Source organism: Neobacillus pocheonensis (assembly GCF_050477905.1).
In the GTDB taxonomy this organism is placed as follows: Bacteria; Bacillota; Bacilli; order Bacillales; family Cytobacillaceae; genus Neobacillus; species Neobacillus pocheonensis_A.
Genome location: NZ_JBCNAD010000047.1, coordinates 1 through 16064, shown reverse-complemented (window position 1 = coordinate 16064; position 16064 = coordinate 1). Strand labels below are relative to the sequence as shown.

Annotated in this window: 19 protein-coding genes; 10 read left to right on the top strand and 9 right to left on the bottom strand. The window is 39.1% G+C overall.

The window, feature by feature from the left end:
* The first annotated feature begins 14 nt into the window (after positions 1–14).
* The 3 genes from ABES02_RS24045 to ABES02_RS24035 all read left to right on the top strand — a co-directional run bounded on the left by ABES02_RS24045 (position 15) and on the right by ABES02_RS24035 (position 3273).
* Positions 15–1646, top strand: a complete 1632-nt coding sequence (locus tag ABES02_RS24045) for an ATP-binding protein (protein WP_430140281.1) — start codon at positions 15–17, stop codon at positions 1644–1646.
* Positions 1609–2325, top strand: coding sequence for a response regulator (locus ABES02_RS24040; RefSeq protein WP_430140279.1), 717 nt, complete (start codon positions 1609–1611; stop codon positions 2323–2325). Before ABES02_RS24045 ends, ABES02_RS24040 begins: the two co-directional genes overlap by 38 nt.
* Positions 2326–3132: 807 nt before the next feature.
* Positions 3133–3273 carry a YrzI family small protein gene (locus ABES02_RS24035; RefSeq protein WP_430140277.1) on the top strand — a complete coding sequence of 47 codons (141 nt, stop codon included), beginning with the start codon at positions 3133–3135 and terminating at the stop codon, positions 3271–3273.
* A gap of 41 nt (positions 3274–3314) precedes the next feature.
* Here the strand turns inward: ABES02_RS24035 and ABES02_RS24030 are convergent, their stop codons facing one another.
* Complete coding sequence (locus ABES02_RS24030) at positions 3315–4058, bottom strand: HAD family hydrolase (RefSeq protein WP_430140276.1); 744 nt, start codon at positions 4056–4058, stop codon at positions 3315–3317.
* Positions 4059–4316: 258 nt separating this feature from the next.
* On the opposite strand from ABES02_RS24030, the gene ABES02_RS24025 reads away from it, so the two are divergent.
* Together ABES02_RS24025 and clpP are read left to right on the top strand one after the other, a co-directional pair.
* Positions 4317–5012: a sigma-70 family RNA polymerase sigma factor gene (locus ABES02_RS24025; RefSeq protein ID WP_430140274.1), complete on the top strand. Its 696-nt coding sequence runs from the start codon at positions 4317–4319 to the stop codon at positions 5010–5012.
* 30 nt (positions 5013–5042) lie between these two features.
* Entirely contained in the window at positions 5043–5624 is a 582-nt protein-coding gene (gene clpP / locus ABES02_RS24020; protein ID WP_430140273.1) for an ATP-dependent Clp endopeptidase proteolytic subunit ClpP, read from the top strand.
* Positions 5625–5692: 68 nt separating this feature from the next.
* On the opposite strand, the gene ABES02_RS24015 is transcribed toward clpP, so the two are convergent.
* The 4 genes from ABES02_RS24015 to ABES02_RS24000 all read right to left on the bottom strand — a co-directional run bounded on the left by ABES02_RS24015 (position 5693) and on the right by ABES02_RS24000 (position 7029).
* Positions 5693–5827, bottom strand: a complete 135-nt coding sequence (locus tag ABES02_RS24015; protein WP_430140272.1) for a hypothetical protein — start codon at positions 5825–5827, stop codon at positions 5693–5695.
* Between the two features lie 6 nt (positions 5828–5833).
* Positions 5834–5977 (bottom strand): hypothetical protein, encoded by a 144-nt coding sequence (locus ABES02_RS24010; RefSeq protein ID WP_430140270.1) that lies wholly within the window; start codon positions 5975–5977, stop codon positions 5834–5836.
* Between the two features lie 130 nt (positions 5978–6107).
* Complete coding sequence (locus tag ABES02_RS24005; RefSeq protein ID WP_430140269.1) at positions 6108–6293, bottom strand: hypothetical protein; 186 nt, start codon at positions 6291–6293, stop codon at positions 6108–6110.
* A 208-nt stretch (positions 6294–6501) separates the two neighbouring features.
* On the bottom strand, positions 6502–7029 hold the full coding sequence (locus ABES02_RS24000; protein WP_430140267.1) for a J domain-containing protein: 528 nt from the start codon (positions 7027–7029) through the stop codon (positions 6502–6504).
* 273 nt (positions 7030–7302) lie between these two features.
* On the opposite strand from ABES02_RS24000, the gene ABES02_RS23995 reads away from it, so the two are divergent.
* Both ABES02_RS23995 and ABES02_RS23990 read left to right on the top strand, forming a co-directional pair.
* A complete protein-coding gene (locus ABES02_RS23995; protein ID WP_430140265.1) occupies positions 7303–8265 on the top strand; it encodes a S8 family peptidase in 963 nt (320 codons plus the stop codon).
* Positions 8266–8349: 84 nt separating this feature from the next.
* Positions 8350–8571, top strand: coding sequence for a hypothetical protein (locus ABES02_RS23990; protein WP_430140263.1), 222 nt, complete (start codon positions 8350–8352; stop codon positions 8569–8571).
* Between the two features lie 44 nt (positions 8572–8615).
* Here ABES02_RS23990 and ABES02_RS23985 read toward each other — a convergent pair whose 3' ends face one another.
* Positions 8616–9326 carry a DUF421 domain-containing protein gene (locus tag ABES02_RS23985; RefSeq protein ID WP_430140261.1) on the bottom strand — a complete coding sequence of 237 codons (711 nt, stop codon included), beginning with the start codon at positions 9324–9326 and terminating at the stop codon, positions 8616–8618.
* Between the two features lie 152 nt (positions 9327–9478).
* Here ABES02_RS23985 and ABES02_RS23980 point away from each other — a divergent pair, with 152 nt between their 5' ends.
* Positions 9479–9985 carry an N-acetyltransferase family protein gene (locus ABES02_RS23980; protein ID WP_430140259.1) on the top strand — a complete coding sequence of 169 codons (507 nt, stop codon included), beginning with the start codon at positions 9479–9481 and terminating at the stop codon, positions 9983–9985.
* A 41-nt stretch (positions 9986–10026) separates the two neighbouring features.
* Here the strand turns inward: ABES02_RS23980 and ABES02_RS23975 are convergent, their stop codons facing one another.
* The 3 genes from ABES02_RS23975 to yyaC form a co-directional block, all read right to left on the bottom strand.
* Positions 10027–11127, bottom strand: coding sequence for an AbrB family transcriptional regulator (locus tag ABES02_RS23975; protein WP_430140257.1), 1101 nt, complete (start codon positions 11125–11127; stop codon positions 10027–10029).
* A 34-nt stretch (positions 11128–11161) separates the two neighbouring features.
* Positions 11162–12430: an MFS transporter gene (locus tag ABES02_RS23970; protein ID WP_430140255.1), complete on the bottom strand. Its 1269-nt coding sequence runs from the start codon at positions 12428–12430 to the stop codon at positions 11162–11164.
* A 153-nt stretch (positions 12431–12583) separates the two neighbouring features.
* Positions 12584–13177, bottom strand: coding sequence for a spore protease YyaC (yyaC, locus tag ABES02_RS23965; protein ID WP_430140253.1), 594 nt, complete (start codon positions 13175–13177; stop codon positions 12584–12586).
* Positions 13178–13365: 188 nt separating this feature from the next.
* On the opposite strand from yyaC, the gene ABES02_RS23960 reads away from it, so the two are divergent.
* A complete protein-coding gene (locus ABES02_RS23960) occupies positions 13366–15276 on the top strand; it encodes a YhgE/Pip family protein (protein WP_430140404.1) in 1911 nt (636 codons plus the stop codon).
* Between the two features lie 408 nt (positions 15277–15684).
* Positions 15685–16064, top strand: a 380-nt coding sequence (locus ABES02_RS23955) for a hypothetical protein (RefSeq protein ID WP_430140251.1), incomplete at its 3' end; no start/stop codon positions are given.

Genomic DNA, 16064 nt, shown 5'->3' with positions numbered 1-16064 from the left:
TAAGAGGTGTTTGCATGCGGTTACATACGAAGTTAATGCTCGGAATCTCCATTCTTATTATTGTGATGGGAACGATTATTGAATTTACTTTTAAAAATATTATGGAAACCAATCTGAAGCATGAAATTGGGTCAAAAGCCTTATCAGTCGCTCAATCGATTGCCAATATGCCTGAGATTCAAGCAGCGTTTCGAACGGATAATCCATCCGCCATTATTCAGCCCATTGCTGAGAAAATTCGGCAACAGGTAGGTGCTGAGTTTATCGTCCTTGGGAACCGAGATGAAATCCGGTACTCTCACCCCAATCCCAACCGATTAGGCCAAAAAATGGTTGGAGGAGATAACGATAGAGTCTTTAAAGGGAAATCGGTCATTTCTGAATCGACCGGGACACTGGGGCCTTCTTTAAGAGGAAAAGCTCCCATTTTTAGTGACAATCAGGTTATTGGGGTCGTGTCAGTTGGATACCTTCAGACAGATATCCAAAAAGAAGTTTCGAAAATCCAACGGAAAATTTTTGTAGCGACCTTGATTATATTAGTAGGAGGGTTAACTGCTGCACTGTTAATCTCTTTAAATATTAAACGAGCAATTTTTGGACTAGAACCAAGGGAAATTGCCTGGATGTATCAAGAGAAGCATGCAATACTAGAGTCTATACATGAAGCAATCATCGCGATTGATACCAATGGACGAATCACGGTCGTGAATGAGACTGCACATAAGATTCTGAATGTTCCGAATGAAGTACTCCTGCGAGGAAAAAGAATCGAAGAGGTATTGGAAAATACCAAGCTTTATGAGGTTGTTAAAACAGGTAAGGCTGAATATGATCAGGAAATTTTAATTTTTGGAGACGTCTTTTTGGCCAATCGCATCCCTATTTTTAATAAAAAAGGGATGGTGGTTGGAGCAGTAGCTAGCTTTAGGAACAAGTCTGAGCTTTCTGCACTTCTTCAGGAATTATCGCATGTAAAAGCTTACGCGGAGGGTCTGCGGGCTCAAACGCATGAATATTCCAACCGGCTTTACACCTTACTTGGATTAATCCAGCTTGGTTCTTATAAAGAAGCAATCGATTTTATCTCAAGAGAGGTGGATGTTGCTCAAGGTTTCATTCAATTTTTAATGAAGGAGATTCCTGATCCAATTATTGCTGGATTTATCTTGGGTAAGGTTAGTTTAGCGAGCGAGTTGAAAATTAATCTTTCAATTGACCGGGAGAGCAGTTTTAAAGATATACCTATAGACATTAATCGGGATTCATTAGTGACGATCATTGGAAACTTAGTTAATAATGCATTTGAAGCGGTGAGGGAAAATGGTTTAGAAGAAAAACGTGTATCGTTGTTCTTAACGGATCTAGGAAAAGACCTAATTATCGAGGTGGAAGATAATGGAATGGGAGTTGATTCTCATCACCAAGACGAGATATTCTCGGCAGGCTTTACGACAAAAAACACGAACAGTAACGCCGGACTGGGCCTAAGTTTAGTACAAAAAGCGATTACCGATTTAGGTGGGTATGTTACATTTTCATCAACTGTAGGCGAAGGTGCGATTTTCACGGTAGTAATACCAAAGAGCAGGGGTAGGGGGGATGTACATGAAGGGGAACAAAAAGATCGAAGTGTTAATTGTTGAAGATGATTTGAGGATTGCTGAAATCCAAAAAAGGTTTCTTGAACAGTTAGATGGCTTTCAAACGGTGGGGATTGCGGCAAGTTATGTTGAGGCAAAAACATTAATCGAAATTCTGCAGCCGGATTTGCTCTTGCTGGATGTTTACTTTCCAGATATGAACGGCCTTGATTTACTGAAGGAAACCAAACAACAATCGAAACAAATAGACGTTATTATGATTACAGCAACAAAAGAGATTCAAATGGTCCAGGAAGCGATCAGTATTGGTGTGTTTGATTACATCATAAAGCCGGTTGTGTTTGAACGCTTTAAGCAATCGTTAGTAAGATATCAAGACTATCATACAAGGCTAGTCCAATTAGGTCAGGAAAACACCCATCTTTCCCAACAGCAGGTGGACAGGCTGCTTCGGAAGGAAATTGAAGGAGTGGGAGGCGGGGGAACAGGAGAGAAGGTGTACTTACCAAAGGGGATTGATCCGCTTACACTCGATAAGGTTCTAGAGGTCCTCGAAAAAGTGGGCCACGGGCTAACCGCCGAGCTCGTCGCCAAAGAAATCGGGGTCAGTCGAACTACCGCCAGACGCTACCTCGAACACCTCGTAGCCGAAGACAAAATCCATGCAGACCTTGCATACGGAACAGTGGGCAGGCCGGAAAGAGTATATATTTACTTGTAGGGTTTTAGTGGGTGACATTAGTGGTGACACATTAGTGGTGACAGGCACCGCAAAAAGACATTTTAAGTATTTTGTCCACGCCACGCGGACGTTTTAATGTGCTTTTTAATGGACAAGCGTCGATACATTTGATGTATTGGTGCATGTCTTTTTTTTGCTTTTAATGAGTGGATCATGGACTATCTTTAGGGGGGAGATTTTCAATTCGCCGATAAATACCTCGGATTCGCCGATAAAATGAAAAAATCGCCGATAAATACCTCGGATCCGCCGATAAACTCAAAAAATTCGCCGATATCTACACAAGGCACAAATTTTGTCAGTAGAAAATTGGTTAAAAAAGCGACATTTATTAAAAATATTAAGTTTTTTGAGCGCTTATCTCTTTTCAACAGAATTAATCCCAATTTAGACCAAAATCAATATAAAAATAAATAAATAATAAATTAACAGAGTAATATTATTTGAAATAAATACCAAGATTAGGTAAAATTAAAATAGACTATTCAGTCTATTTGCTAAAAGGGGGGATTAGACTTTTCAAAATGAGCATAAAAGATATGTATCTCAATCTTAAAGGTTTGAAAGTACTACTGAACCTGGCCCAAAAATTTTTTTAACCTTAATATAAACTGACTAGTCATTTTAAATAAAACCATCATATATTAATCTACGACCAAAGTTTGAGACAATTTAAGACCATGAATGGAGGAGAAATACTTCCCATTCTCGATTCGTTAGAAATTAGATTGCAATATAATAAAATCATTAGATAACGGAAAAAGCTCAATAAAGGAGGAATCTTTAATGACGTTAAATATTTTTTTCTTAACCATTACTATCATTAAACGGAAAATGACCCTTGATGATGCAATACGTCGAGAAATGGTTGAAAAGCTGTATGAAAAAATTAAAGACCGGCAAATTTCAATGCGGGAATTTATGTGAAAGAAAAACCTTGATTCATCACTGAATCAAGGTTTTGGTTCTTATTTAGCAACTTGATAAAAAGCATAATCCCGTAAATATTCCGGAAGTTGCAGCAAAGATTGTAATTCTGCCAATGTCCCGTTAGGATCCATTTCAATATCCACAATGTTATAGCTCCATTCTATCTCAGAAGGGATATGAATCGCGTTAATCCCTAGTTCGATGGCAGGTTTAATATCTGTTTTAAGGGAATTACCGATCATCCAAGTTGATTTCTTATCGGTTTCAATCTCATCCAAGACAAATTGCAATGCAGTAGAATTTTTGTGTTCATAAATAAACACACGTTCTTCAAAGTAATGTTCAAGCCCTAATTGGTCAATTTTCCTTCTTTGGTTCTTTTCATCGCCGCCCGTAAATAAACACAATTTATGGCCATCCACCTTTAATTTTTCTAATACTTCATATAAATAAGGGTATGGCTGGACATCAATTTGAAATACACGTTGACCGATATTCAAAACCTGTTCCATTTCCGATTCATTAATTCTTCTACCGTATCTCACACAAAAATATTTATAGGTTAAAACAAGTGATTCTGGATATAAGGAAGAATGTAAGCCGAATTCTTCGACATTCTTTAAATCAATCTCCAACTGTTTTTGGAGGATATCTTCTTTTGTTGTTGTAAACTGAAACCATTCCAACATCAGATCAGCAAATAAACTTTTGGACTCTTTAAAGTACTTGCTGCAGTGGATGAGGGTATCATCTAAATCCATTATTAAGGTTTGTTGATTCATAAAATCAATTCCCCCTTTAATAGTGGTGTAGAATAAATATATGGGTTCACACCATTCAAATGCTAAAAAAAGAATGTCCTCTTGGAAAAATACTCCGTAGGTATTATGAGACAAAATATGGAAAATAATCCAAAAGGTTAATAACCTATATAATAAATTTTCACCAACATATATTAAAAATAAAAAAATAACTCCCCCCGTATCTTTTCACCAACTTAAAACGTTTATAGGGTAGAGAGTGCAAAAGGAGTGAAAATCATGTCACACAAGCTTAGAACAAATCCCTTGGAAGATACAAGACAAGGCGATGACCCCTTCTGGAAAGAACACTATCCAAAACTGCAGCGTTATTGTCACTTCCTGACGCAAAATACTTGGGATGGCGATGATATCGCACAAGAAACCTATCTAAAGGCATTAAAATATCAACAAAAAATGTCCTCAGCTTTATTAAATAAGATCGCTTATCATCATTGGATTGATATGCTTCGAAAAAGAAAGCATGAAACAATTGATTCCGAAATTGATGGTCAAACATCAATTAGTCGAACCGATGAGACCGTGGAACTGCTTCTAAAGCAATTTACTCCAAAACAAGCAGTTATCTTTTTGTTAAAAGAGGCGTTTCAATATCAACTTAAGGAAATAGCGGACATTTTAGGTACTACAGAAATGGCGGTTAAATCCAATCTTCACCGGGCGAAGAAGCGCTTAGAAAAAGACAAAGGAGAAGAACAATCCTTTTCGGTCGACACATTTTGGAATGAGGAGGAAAAGGAACTCCTTACAAATCTTTTTAAAGACTCATTACAAAATGAAGATCCGTCCGTCCTAATTAAAGCTATTCCAACGTTACAAGGCATCAATGTCGAACCGAAGCTCGAAATGAGAAATGTCCCACCAATACCATTTCAAGCAAATACTCCTTCAAGCACTCTCTACATGGCTGCATAGCCTATTAAACGCTTTTAGGAGGAAAAAATAATGAGTACCATTCCATATGTAATTGAACAGTCGAACCGCGGCGAACGTTCCTACGATATTTATTCACGATTATTGAAGGACAGAATCATCATCATTGGTGATGAAATAAATGATCATGTGGCCAATAGTGTGGTTGCCCAGTTATTATTTTTAGCGGCTGATGCTCCGGAAAAAGAAATTTCCCTTTATATCAACAGCCCAGGCGGATCCACTTCTGCGGGATTTGCGATCTTTGATACGATGCAATATATTAAGGCGGATGTAAGGACAATTTGCACAGGCATGGCCGCCTCATTCGGTGCCATGCTTCTGCTCGCGGGGACGAAGGGGAAACGCTACGCACTTCCAAATAGTGAAATTATGATTCATCAGCCATTGGGCGGCGCGAGAGGGCAAGCAACCGAAATCGAAATCTCCGCCCGCCGAATCATCAAACTACGGGAGCATATTAATCAAATCATTTCAGATCGGACAGGACAGTCAATTGAAAAAGTAGCAAAGGACACCGACCGGGATTACTTCATGAGTGCGGAAGAGGCTAAAGAATACGGGATTATTGATGAGATTCTTTATCCCAAATAACTAAATACTTTTACACAAAAAAAGGGCAGGAGAATTCTTGCCCTTTGTACATTCAGTATAGTTTCAGCTTAGCTTTTCTTCCCTTGAAACTTCATCTTATACTCAGCATCGCTCATATTGGGGTTTTTTCTCGGTGATGTTTTACTTAATGCTTTTTTCAATTCTACGGTAGCATCATCGTTTGTATTATACCTTCCATCCATGATTTTTCACTCCTTTCGATTGGACTCCTGAATTACGACGTGCTTTGGTGCTTTTGGATAGCCAGTCTTTCCGGAATCATCAGGACCGGTCAAATTATTTCTTTGATCGAGAACTTTCCCCGAATACTCAATAGGATTATTTTTTGGCAAATTTTTCACCTCCATTTATAGGATGGTTGAAAAATTAATACAAATGCAGAGAAAATATTTATTAGGTAATTTTTTCTTTTAAAAAATAAACGGAAGGTGATCTTCACCTTCCGAACGTACATATTGGTTATTAAGTGCGCTGAATGGTAGACGTAGAGAAGTTTTTCACCAACTTCTGCAAGTTTCTATGCGCTTCTCTTAATTTAATCGTCTCGTCGATGATATTTTGGAATCCTTCCAAATCTCTATCAGATGCATTTAATACGGACTTCGGTATTCCTTCGACAATTTGTTGTAGGGTTAATTCCATAGCCAAGACAAATGACCACCTTTCAACTTATTTGTAAGACATCTGATATGTCTACTTTATTATTTTTGGAAAGAGCCTAGTTTTTCCTGCATGCACCTTAGAAAACTTATCTACATATACCCCTAGATTTTTATAAAGATAGTACTAATTTTGCATAAATCGACGGAATTCTATAAGATATCGTGAACATTTGTAGAAAAATATTATGTATAAATTAATTTTTTTTCACATTTTCATAGTGTTCATAAAACACTTTGAATAGTCGATCATCACCGCCTCGATCTGGATGAAGGGCTTTAAGTAATTTTTTAAACTCTTTCTTGACCAATTCTTTTTCAGCCGCCCCCTCTAATCCTAATAGCGTGTGAAAATTGATGGGCGCAGGTTCAGAAAAAGAAATGGCATATTCAGCTTGTAACATTTTTTTCAAGGAGCGCACTTTTGCCTGCTCGATGCGAATGCTGCTTTTTAACTGATCAATCTCATCCTTCAATTTTTGGTTTTCCTGAAAAGTTTTCTCCCAATCCTGATAATCCACACCAAATTTTTTACGCTTTTGATCCATCTTTTTTTCTAAAATAAAGACAGCAAGATCATTGGGTTTAACCGTGTAGTCAATGTTTAATTGTGCCGTTCTTTTCGCTTTCAATTTTCCCTCGAGGATCCAGCGGATAACCATCTGCTCACTATTCGTGATACCTTCGTCCCCAAGTAATTCTGTTACTTCTTTCACATTTAACATGTCCTCAACTCATATCCTCAACTTAATAAAATGCTAAATTCAATGTAACATACAAAAAAATTTAGTAGATTACTAAATTATTTAAATTAGATTAAAAATTCTTTTCGTATTCTTTACGGCCCTATCCATATTTATTTTTTGAGCCTATATAAAAGTTGGAAGGAGGAAATTAAAAAAACAGTTCGAAGGAATCTTTTTTTAGTAGATTCAGAATTGTTAAACTATTACTATCATCATGGGTTGGCTTCAATAAATCTCTAAGGAGGGAAAAGGATGGAGCGAGAAGTACGCTTGATTCCGTACCAAGTATTGGCAGAGGTTGAAGAAGTAGCCGAGGTGCCAAAAGGGGTCGAAATGATTCAAGCCCCGAAAATTTGGGAAAAAACAAAAGGGAAGGGCATTACCATTGCCATTCTAGACACTGGGTGCGATTTAACTCATCCCGACTTGAAGGAACGGATTAAGGGTGGACGCAATTTTACAAATGATGACAAAGGCAATAAGGACAAGTATATGGATTACAATGGTCACGGGACACATGTTGCCGGGACGATCGCAGCAACGGCTAACCAGAAGGGAGTAGTGGGTGTTGCTCCTGAAGCGAGTCTATTAATCGTAAAGGTCCTGGATAAAAATGGCTCTGGACAATATGACTGGATTATCAATGGAATCTACTACGCGATTGAACAAAAGGCTGACATTATCTCCATGAGCTTAGGTGGACCAGAGGACGTCCCCGAGTTACACGAAGCGATTCAAAAAGCGGTTGCGAATAATATTTTGGTCGTTTGTGCGGCAGGTAATGAAGGCGATGGACAAGGCACCACAGACGAATTCGATTATCCCGGATCTTACAATGAAGTCATTAGTGTAGGCGCCATTGACCTTGAGCGCCATATCTCAAATTTCAGCAATTCCAATAAGGAAGTGGATGTTGTGGCACCTGGTGAAAATATACTGTCGACATATTTGAGGGGTAAATATGCTAAACTGAGCGGCACGTCAATGGCCACTCCACATGTTTCAGGAGCGCTGGCTCTAGTAAAAGCATTGTCGAACCAAATGTTTGAAAGAAATCTATCAGAACCCGAATTATACGCCCAATTAATTAGGAGAACCGTGCCATTAGGCTATTCGCCAAAGCAAGAGGGGAACGGGATTGTCTATTTGACGGCTGTGGACTACCTAGTAGAGGTATTACAGTCTAAAGAAGCTACCAATGTGGTTAATGTTTAAAAATATATCAGAGGTTGTCCTATAAATACCCAATCATTTCTATGAAAAGTTCATTTAATAGAAATGAAAGGAGTTGATGATAGGATGAGCTCGGAAAATTTTAGAAACTTTGCGGAAAGGCTAGTTGGGGAAGAAGTAGAAGTTGTCACTAATCAAGGAACATATACAGGAACACTAGAGTATGTCGGTGGCGATACCATTATTCTGCGTACTAGAATCAGAGGCCGTGTCGTTAGACTGGCGATTCGCATCGCATTAATTATTGCTCTCTTCAGATTGTTAACTGGCCGCAGGTTTACTTTTTAAAAAATAGGTTAAAAAAATGGCTGTCAAATATTGACGGCCATTTTTTATTCTGTGTCTAATGGTGATTTAAGATGATCATCGTAAAGATCAAGAAATAAACTGCCGTTAGAGGAGATTACGGCATATTGAATAGCCTCTGGCTGCAGGTTTCTTAATTTCAATTCATGTTCAAGCCACTGTTTGGAAAAATTGTGGTTAAAATTCTTTTCAACCACTTTGCCATCCATGATGAGTTCTTTTGGTAATATGACGTTTTCATTTAAATTAGTAGGATAGATATCCTTTTTGCTTACATTTTGATATTGTGTTTTCTTTAACACAGATAATTTTCCACTCACCTCTAATAGTGCATATTCAACCTCAAAAATATCAAAAATACCTTGCTCCCGAAGCTGCTGGTTTAAATCATCTAACGTATATCTTACTTTTTTCATATTGCCATCTAGGATTTTTCCATTATCGATGATGACCGTCGGCTGTCCAGACAGCCATTTTCTAAATGGCCGGCTGTTCGCAGATATAAGCGATAGGAAAAAATAGATTAAAACGAGCGCAATAAAGGAAGCTATCATCGGCATGAAGTGGAGGTTGGTATCAAAGCCCATGTTAGCTATAAAAGATCCTATTGTGATTGCTAAAGCAAAATTATAATAATTCGTATGAGAGTTAACCTGTTTTCCGATCCATAATGCCACTACCATTAAAACAAAATAGGCCACACACGTACGTAATACCGCCTCTAAAACAACATGCAATCGACTTCATCCTTCATCTTAAATAGTCTTTTTCAGTATGGTCTAAACTGGTAATTAATATGAATATGATTAGGAGTTGAATGAAAGAAAATCTAACATAGTTGTAGTTCGAATGAGAACAGTAGGATATTATTTTAGTGGAGGTGTTTATGATGAATTATGAATTGAATATTGAGGTCTTGGAGGACATTGAAGCATCAATTGAAGAGCTTTCAAAGCTATTGGTGAAGGTAGTCGATGATGGTGCAGCCGTAGGCTTTCTTCCGCCAATGAAACAATCATTTGCTCGAGAATATTGGAACTCTGTCCTAGCTCCTGGCGTAATTTTATTTGTTGCAAAAATAAACAAGCATATCGTCGGTAGTGTCCAGTTACATTTATGCGCCAAAGAAAATGGATTACATAGAGCAGATATCGCCAAACTTATTACGGATCCAAATTTTAGGCGGCGAGGGTTAGGCCGAGCTTTAATGCAAAAAGCCGAGGAACGGGCTATACAAGAAGGGCGGTCGTTGTTAGTTTTAGATACAAGAGAGGGAGACCCGTCCAACTTACTCTATCAATCATTGGGTTTTATCGAAGCGGGGAGAATCCCTTACTTTGCGAAGTCTGCAAATGGGGAATTGCACACCACAGTTTTGTATTATAAATCATTATAAAGCTATAAAGAAATAAAGCGGTGTCCAGAGGGAACACCGCTTTAAATCGCCTTCGCTTTTCTTCTAATTTTAAAAAACAGCCTCAATATCGGAGGCACTGCAAAATAGATAAATAAGAGCCTAAATAATTGATATCCCGTTACCATAGATAGGTCTGCGTGGACTTCATGTGCGAGGATTCCCATTTGATCCATGCCGCCTGGTGCTAGGCTTAAAAAACTCGTTGACGGAGTAATGTGATAGAAATTGACCAGAAGCAGGCTTAATCCAATTGAGCCGAAAATCATCACCATTCCGCTTATAAGGGCGAGCGTAATCATTTTCGTTTTATGCTCTAATTTTTCGGGCTTTAATAACAAGCCAATGTATCCGCCAATCATGAATTGGGAAATGTCCAAAATCGTTGGGGATAAGGATGGACCATGAAGACCAGAAATATTAATTACCGCTGTTCCAATGATAGGACCCAACAAAAATGGGGTAGGGAACTTAAGCTTTTTTCCAAGAAAAGCACAAAGAACACAAATCCCGGCAAACAATAGGATTGTTGGAAAAAATGGGCCTGAGAAAGTCATAGTCTTATCGACTAAATTTGTAGCGGAAGCTGCCGTTCCATCTTTATAAAAGGGTCCCAATATAAGAAAGGGAACAAAAAAGATAATCATCAACAATCTAGCTACCTGAAGAAAGGTAACCGTTGTGATATCAATTCCTTTGACTTCCTCGGCAAACGTAATCATTTGTGAAAGCCCTCCAGGAATACTACCAGTTAGAATTGTTGGATAATCTACACCAGTAAGCTTGGAAACAACAAAGGCAATCCCTGCACAAAAAGCCACAAGCAGAACCGTTAATATCAGCATCGATGGAAGTTTTGCTAGAATTTGCAAAAGTGCAGCCTTTGTGAACGATAAACCAATCGAATATCCAACGATAATTAATCCAGTGTCCCGAATGTAACTTGGCCAGTAAAATTGAACTTTTCCAAACCTAGAACCAATCAGGACGGCTGCCATCGGGCCTAGCAGCCATGGAATCGGGGTGTGAATAGCCGTGAAAATTAGTCCGCCTATCAATGCCGTGACTAACGTCACCAAAAAACGTATTCTTTTGTCATCTGTGTTTATTGCCAAATTCGTCAATATAAACCCTTCTGTCTCAAATTTTTTTCGGTCGCTATGCCATTAATTCACTCGGCTGCTTTGCTTCCTGCCGCTGTTCTTTTATGAGAAAACCACCAATCAAACCAACCATGGAGAATAGGACAGGAATGATGAACCCATAATGGTAGCCTACAGTACTGTCGGCAGCATGAAAATGGTCTAACACTTTGCCAAAAATACTTGGCAAAAGCACCGCACTTAAAAATCCGCCTGTGTTAGCAAACCCCGATATCACGCCAACATCTTTCATCGGAAAAGATTTACGTACTACTGCAAAAGTCAACGAACTCGCACCATTTCCATAACCAATGATAAAGAAAAGAATCACAAGCATATAATAGGATGGTTTTCCGTTAAATATAAGAAAGGCAACCCAACAGATAAAAACAATGGTATGCACTATGATATAAGGTTTTTTAATCATATCAAACCTACTTGAAATCCAACCGGTCAGCGGAGCACCAATGATAGCTCCAATCAGACCAAACATGATGAGCTGGCTCGCATCGGAGCGGCTCATCCCATAAACATGCATTCCATAAGGTACCGCCCATGATCCAATAAACCCTACGTATGTTCCGACAAGACCAAAGTGGCATAAAAAGGTGGCCCAGGCTTGACGTTCAGAAAAAATCCTTCTTAATAAAACGAATGTATTTTCTCGTTTTTTCTCTTTTTTCGCCTTAACAGCAGCGTTCTTAAACATTTTCTTAGGTTTATTTACGAGGACAACATAAAGGAGTAACCCACATAAGCATAAAATAATTCCAGTAATAAAAAATGGAGTTCTCCAGCCTGATAACGTAATCCAAGCGGAAAATGGCATAGTCGCCATTAAGAAACCAAAGCTGCCTGCCATCCCGGCGAATCCCAGTAAGCCGACAAATTCTCTTACTTTAAACCATTGGCTCATGATTAAAACGAGATTGACCCAAATCGTCGCATCGCCCATCCCTGCCATTAATCTGGCAAGGAAGAGGATATACTCATTTGAAGCCACGCTATAAAGGATGGTTCCTAACCCATTTAGAATCGCGCCAACGATTAGAAAGATATTTGGACCGAAACGATCAGAGAGAATCCCAATCGGAATTTGCAACCCAGCATAGGCCAAAAATTGAACACTGGCCAGCAATCCGATGGTTGCTGCAGTTATATTAAAATCTTTCATCAATTGATCGGAAATTAATCCCGGCGCAGTCCTCTGACTGACAATTAAAAAATAAGTAAATAATACGGTGCCAAAAACCACCCAACGATACCTGCTATTTTGTTTTTCCAATTTACACTACCCCTGTTTGCTTTAATTACTTTCCAATTATACTCTAATTTTTTCATAAATGGATTTTGAAAGGAAATTGGTTGCGTTTTCAAGAAAAAATTTTTTTGGTAATTCATTTTGAAGATATAAAAAGGTCATCATAATGATGACCTTTTAACCGTTGAGCAGGATGGGATGATTGGAAGGATAGTTAAAATATTGCCGAATGGCTAGGGATATTCCTTTTGCAATATTAGTTGCCATCGTATAGATAAGATGAAGGTTTGTGTAAAAAAGAGAAGTCTGTAGGGTTGGATCATTTTCTAGAACGACTCCCATCACGCTGCAATCACCAATTGGAGGCAGTTGATTACCAAGCCCAATTCCAGGCAATAAAGAGCTCTCCCGAATCACAATAGAATTCACGTACCCAGTCGAACCAAGTACACTATCAATAGCCACGACAAAGCTATTGTCCGGCAGACTGAGCCGTGCATAATTTGGTACGAGGGATTTTGCATCCATTGGAGATTGTAAGTTTCCTATTACTGTTAAGTGGTCTGGAAACAAATTAGAAAGTAAGGTTCCGACAAAAGGCCCGAGGCTGTCACCGCTAATCAAATTTGAACCAATTCCAATGACGTAGATATGCTGTGTGCCTTCTGGAATAAGAGAATGTAATTGATTGCGAATCATTAGCGGCGCTAGTTTATGATTATAGGGAATCATTCTATTATCCTTGCTTTTATGAGAGTTTAGCCAATCCATTCATTACACCCCTTGTTAATTCCTATTTCGCTTCTCGAAAAATATAGATGTTTTTAATATTCTGGATTTAGGACAATAACTCCTTCTCTACGCCCACACTTTTTCAAATTATCAAATCACATAAATCTCCCATTTCATACAAATAATGAAAGAAATAGATGAGTTTAGAGGGTGTATTTTCGTTGAATATGTTTTCCTGGATACAACATGAATGGGTCCATATTTTTAAGAATCCAAAGCTCATGGTAGCATTGATCGTGATTTTATTTGTCCCCATCCTATATAGCGGTACGTATTTATGGGCGAACTGGGATCCATACGCTCATTTAGAGAGACTTCCAGTCGCTGTCGTGAATGAAGATGAAAAGGTTGAGTATAACGGCACTACATATAAGATTGGGGATGACCTTGTAAAAGAATTGAAGACGGATAAGAGTTTTAAATGGCAATTTGTAAGGAAAAAAGACGCTGATAGAGGCTTGAAAAATAATCAATTTTATTTTGAAATTTATATTCCGCGTGATTTTTCTAAACGGGCTACGACATTAACAGCCCAAAAACCAACACCGCTAAATCTATATTATAAGGTGAATGTGGGCAGCAATTTTATTGCATCCCAGATTGGCAGAACCTCTGTCGATAAAATAAGAGCAAAATTATCCCAGCAACTCAGTAAAAATTATGCCGAGGTTATTTTTGACAATATTAAATTGGTTGGAGAGGGAATGGCCAAAGCAAGTAAGGGGTCAAGTAAGATTACTGAAGGATTGAACAAATTAACGACAGGGACTGGAGAAATCATCTCTGGAATGCAAAAACAGGTGGAACCTTTAAGGCAGTTATCGTCTGGTGCTCAAAAATTGAGCGCGGCAGCGGCACAATTATCAAATGGCGCCGCAAAAATACAGTCAGGAATGACCCAGGTAAATAATGGTTTGAGTAGCTTGGAAGGTGGATTAAGACAACTAAATAGCAATGCTGATCAATTCGCTTCCGCTATAGCGACGCTTACGAATGGTTCTAAGCAATTGAGACAAGTAATGGAAGGATATGAAAATAGTCATCCTGGAGTTGCGAATGATTCTGCCTATCAGCAAATGATACAAATCAGCCACAGCTTAAACGGAGGCCAAGAAAAATTAAATTCGAATTTTTCCTCCTTTAATCAAGGGTTAAATAAAGCCAGTCAAAGTTCAGGAACGTTAAGTGCTGGCTCAGCAGCAATTACCACAAAAATGCAGGACCTTTCAAATGGAGCACAGCAACTAGCTACCTCACAAGCAAAGATTTCTTCTGGCGCAACTGATGTCTATAACGGCTGGAATAGTGTGATAGGTCATTTGCAAACATTAAAAAACGGGGAAGTGGACCTGGCTTCCGGCAGCAAGGAATTAACGGACAAATTGGCAGCGGGTGCCAAACAAATTCAAGATATTCGTTCAGGGCAACCGATTTATGAGATGATGTCCAATCCTGTTAGATTAAAAGAGGAATTAGTGCATAGTGTGCCAAACTATGGAACCGGGCTGGCACCTTATTTTCTTTCGCTAAGTTTGTTTGTTGGGGCATTGCTGCTATCTACGATACTTCCTTTGCGGGCAACAAGTAGCAGGCCTCCATCAGCACTTGCCTGGTTTTTATCCAAATGGGTGTTGCTGGCTTTTGTTTCCATTTTTCACAGCGTTATTACTAATCTCTTTTTAATAAACTTAATTGGCTTGGAGCCAGTGAACCAGGGTTATTTATATCTATTTACCTTTCTTTCAAGTTTGATGTTTATGTCAATTATTTTATTACTGGTTATCGCTTTGGATAATGCCGGCAGATTTTTAGCGATTGTTTTGTTAGTCTTGCAGTTAACCTCGAGTGCTGGGACATTTCCGATTGAGTTGACACCAAAATTTTTACAAACGATGCATTCGCTTTTGCCAATGTCCTATACTGTCCAAGGCTTCAGGGCGATTATTTCAACAGGGGATGATCAAATTCTCCGCTCAGATGTGACTGCGCTAGTGATTTATTTGGTTGCAGCAGTCATCTTGACCTTATTAGTAATAAGGGTTCTTTTAAAAAAAGGTACTAGGGCTGAGGAGGCATAGGGAGATTTAACGGACAAACACGCGAAAGTGACCGATAGATTAGAAGGGTACGCTACGTGCCCGAATTTACATTTAGAAAACTGTTTGGTCTCTTAGACTGGTTTTAAGTGCCCGAGTTTACTCTTGGGAAGCGATTTGGGGCACGTAGACGGGTTTTAAGTGCCCGAGTTTACTCTTGGGAAGCGATTTGGGTCACGTAGACTGGTTTTACGTGCCCGAATTTACTCTTGGGAAGCGATTTGGGTCACGTAGACTGGTGCTACGTGACCGTAATTATTCTTGGAAGGCCATTTCGGTCACGTAGAAGAAGTAATATATCAGCAAATAGTAAAACCGCCTAATTTTACAGGAAAATAAGCTCCCAATTTTAGAAAAAACATAGTATGTATAGTGAAAGTAGGTGAAAACATGACATTAGGAATGGGTATGAGTGGCTTTCCAGGAATGGGAATGGGCGGCTTTCCAGGAATGGGAATGGGCGGTTCACCAGGAATGGGAATGGGCGGCTTTCCAGGAATGGGAATGGGCGGTTCACCAGGAATGGGAATGGGCGGCTTTCCAGGAATGGGAATGAGCGGTTCACCAGGAATGGGAATGAGCGGTATGCCAGGAATGGGAATGAGCGGTTCGCCAGGCATGGGAATGGGCGGCTTTCCAGGCATGGGAATGAGCGGTTCACCAGGCATGGGAATGAGCGGTTCACCAGGAATGGGAATGGGCGGCTTTCCAGGCATGGGAATGAGCGGTTCACCAGGAATGGGAATGAGCGGCTTTCCAGGAATGGGAAT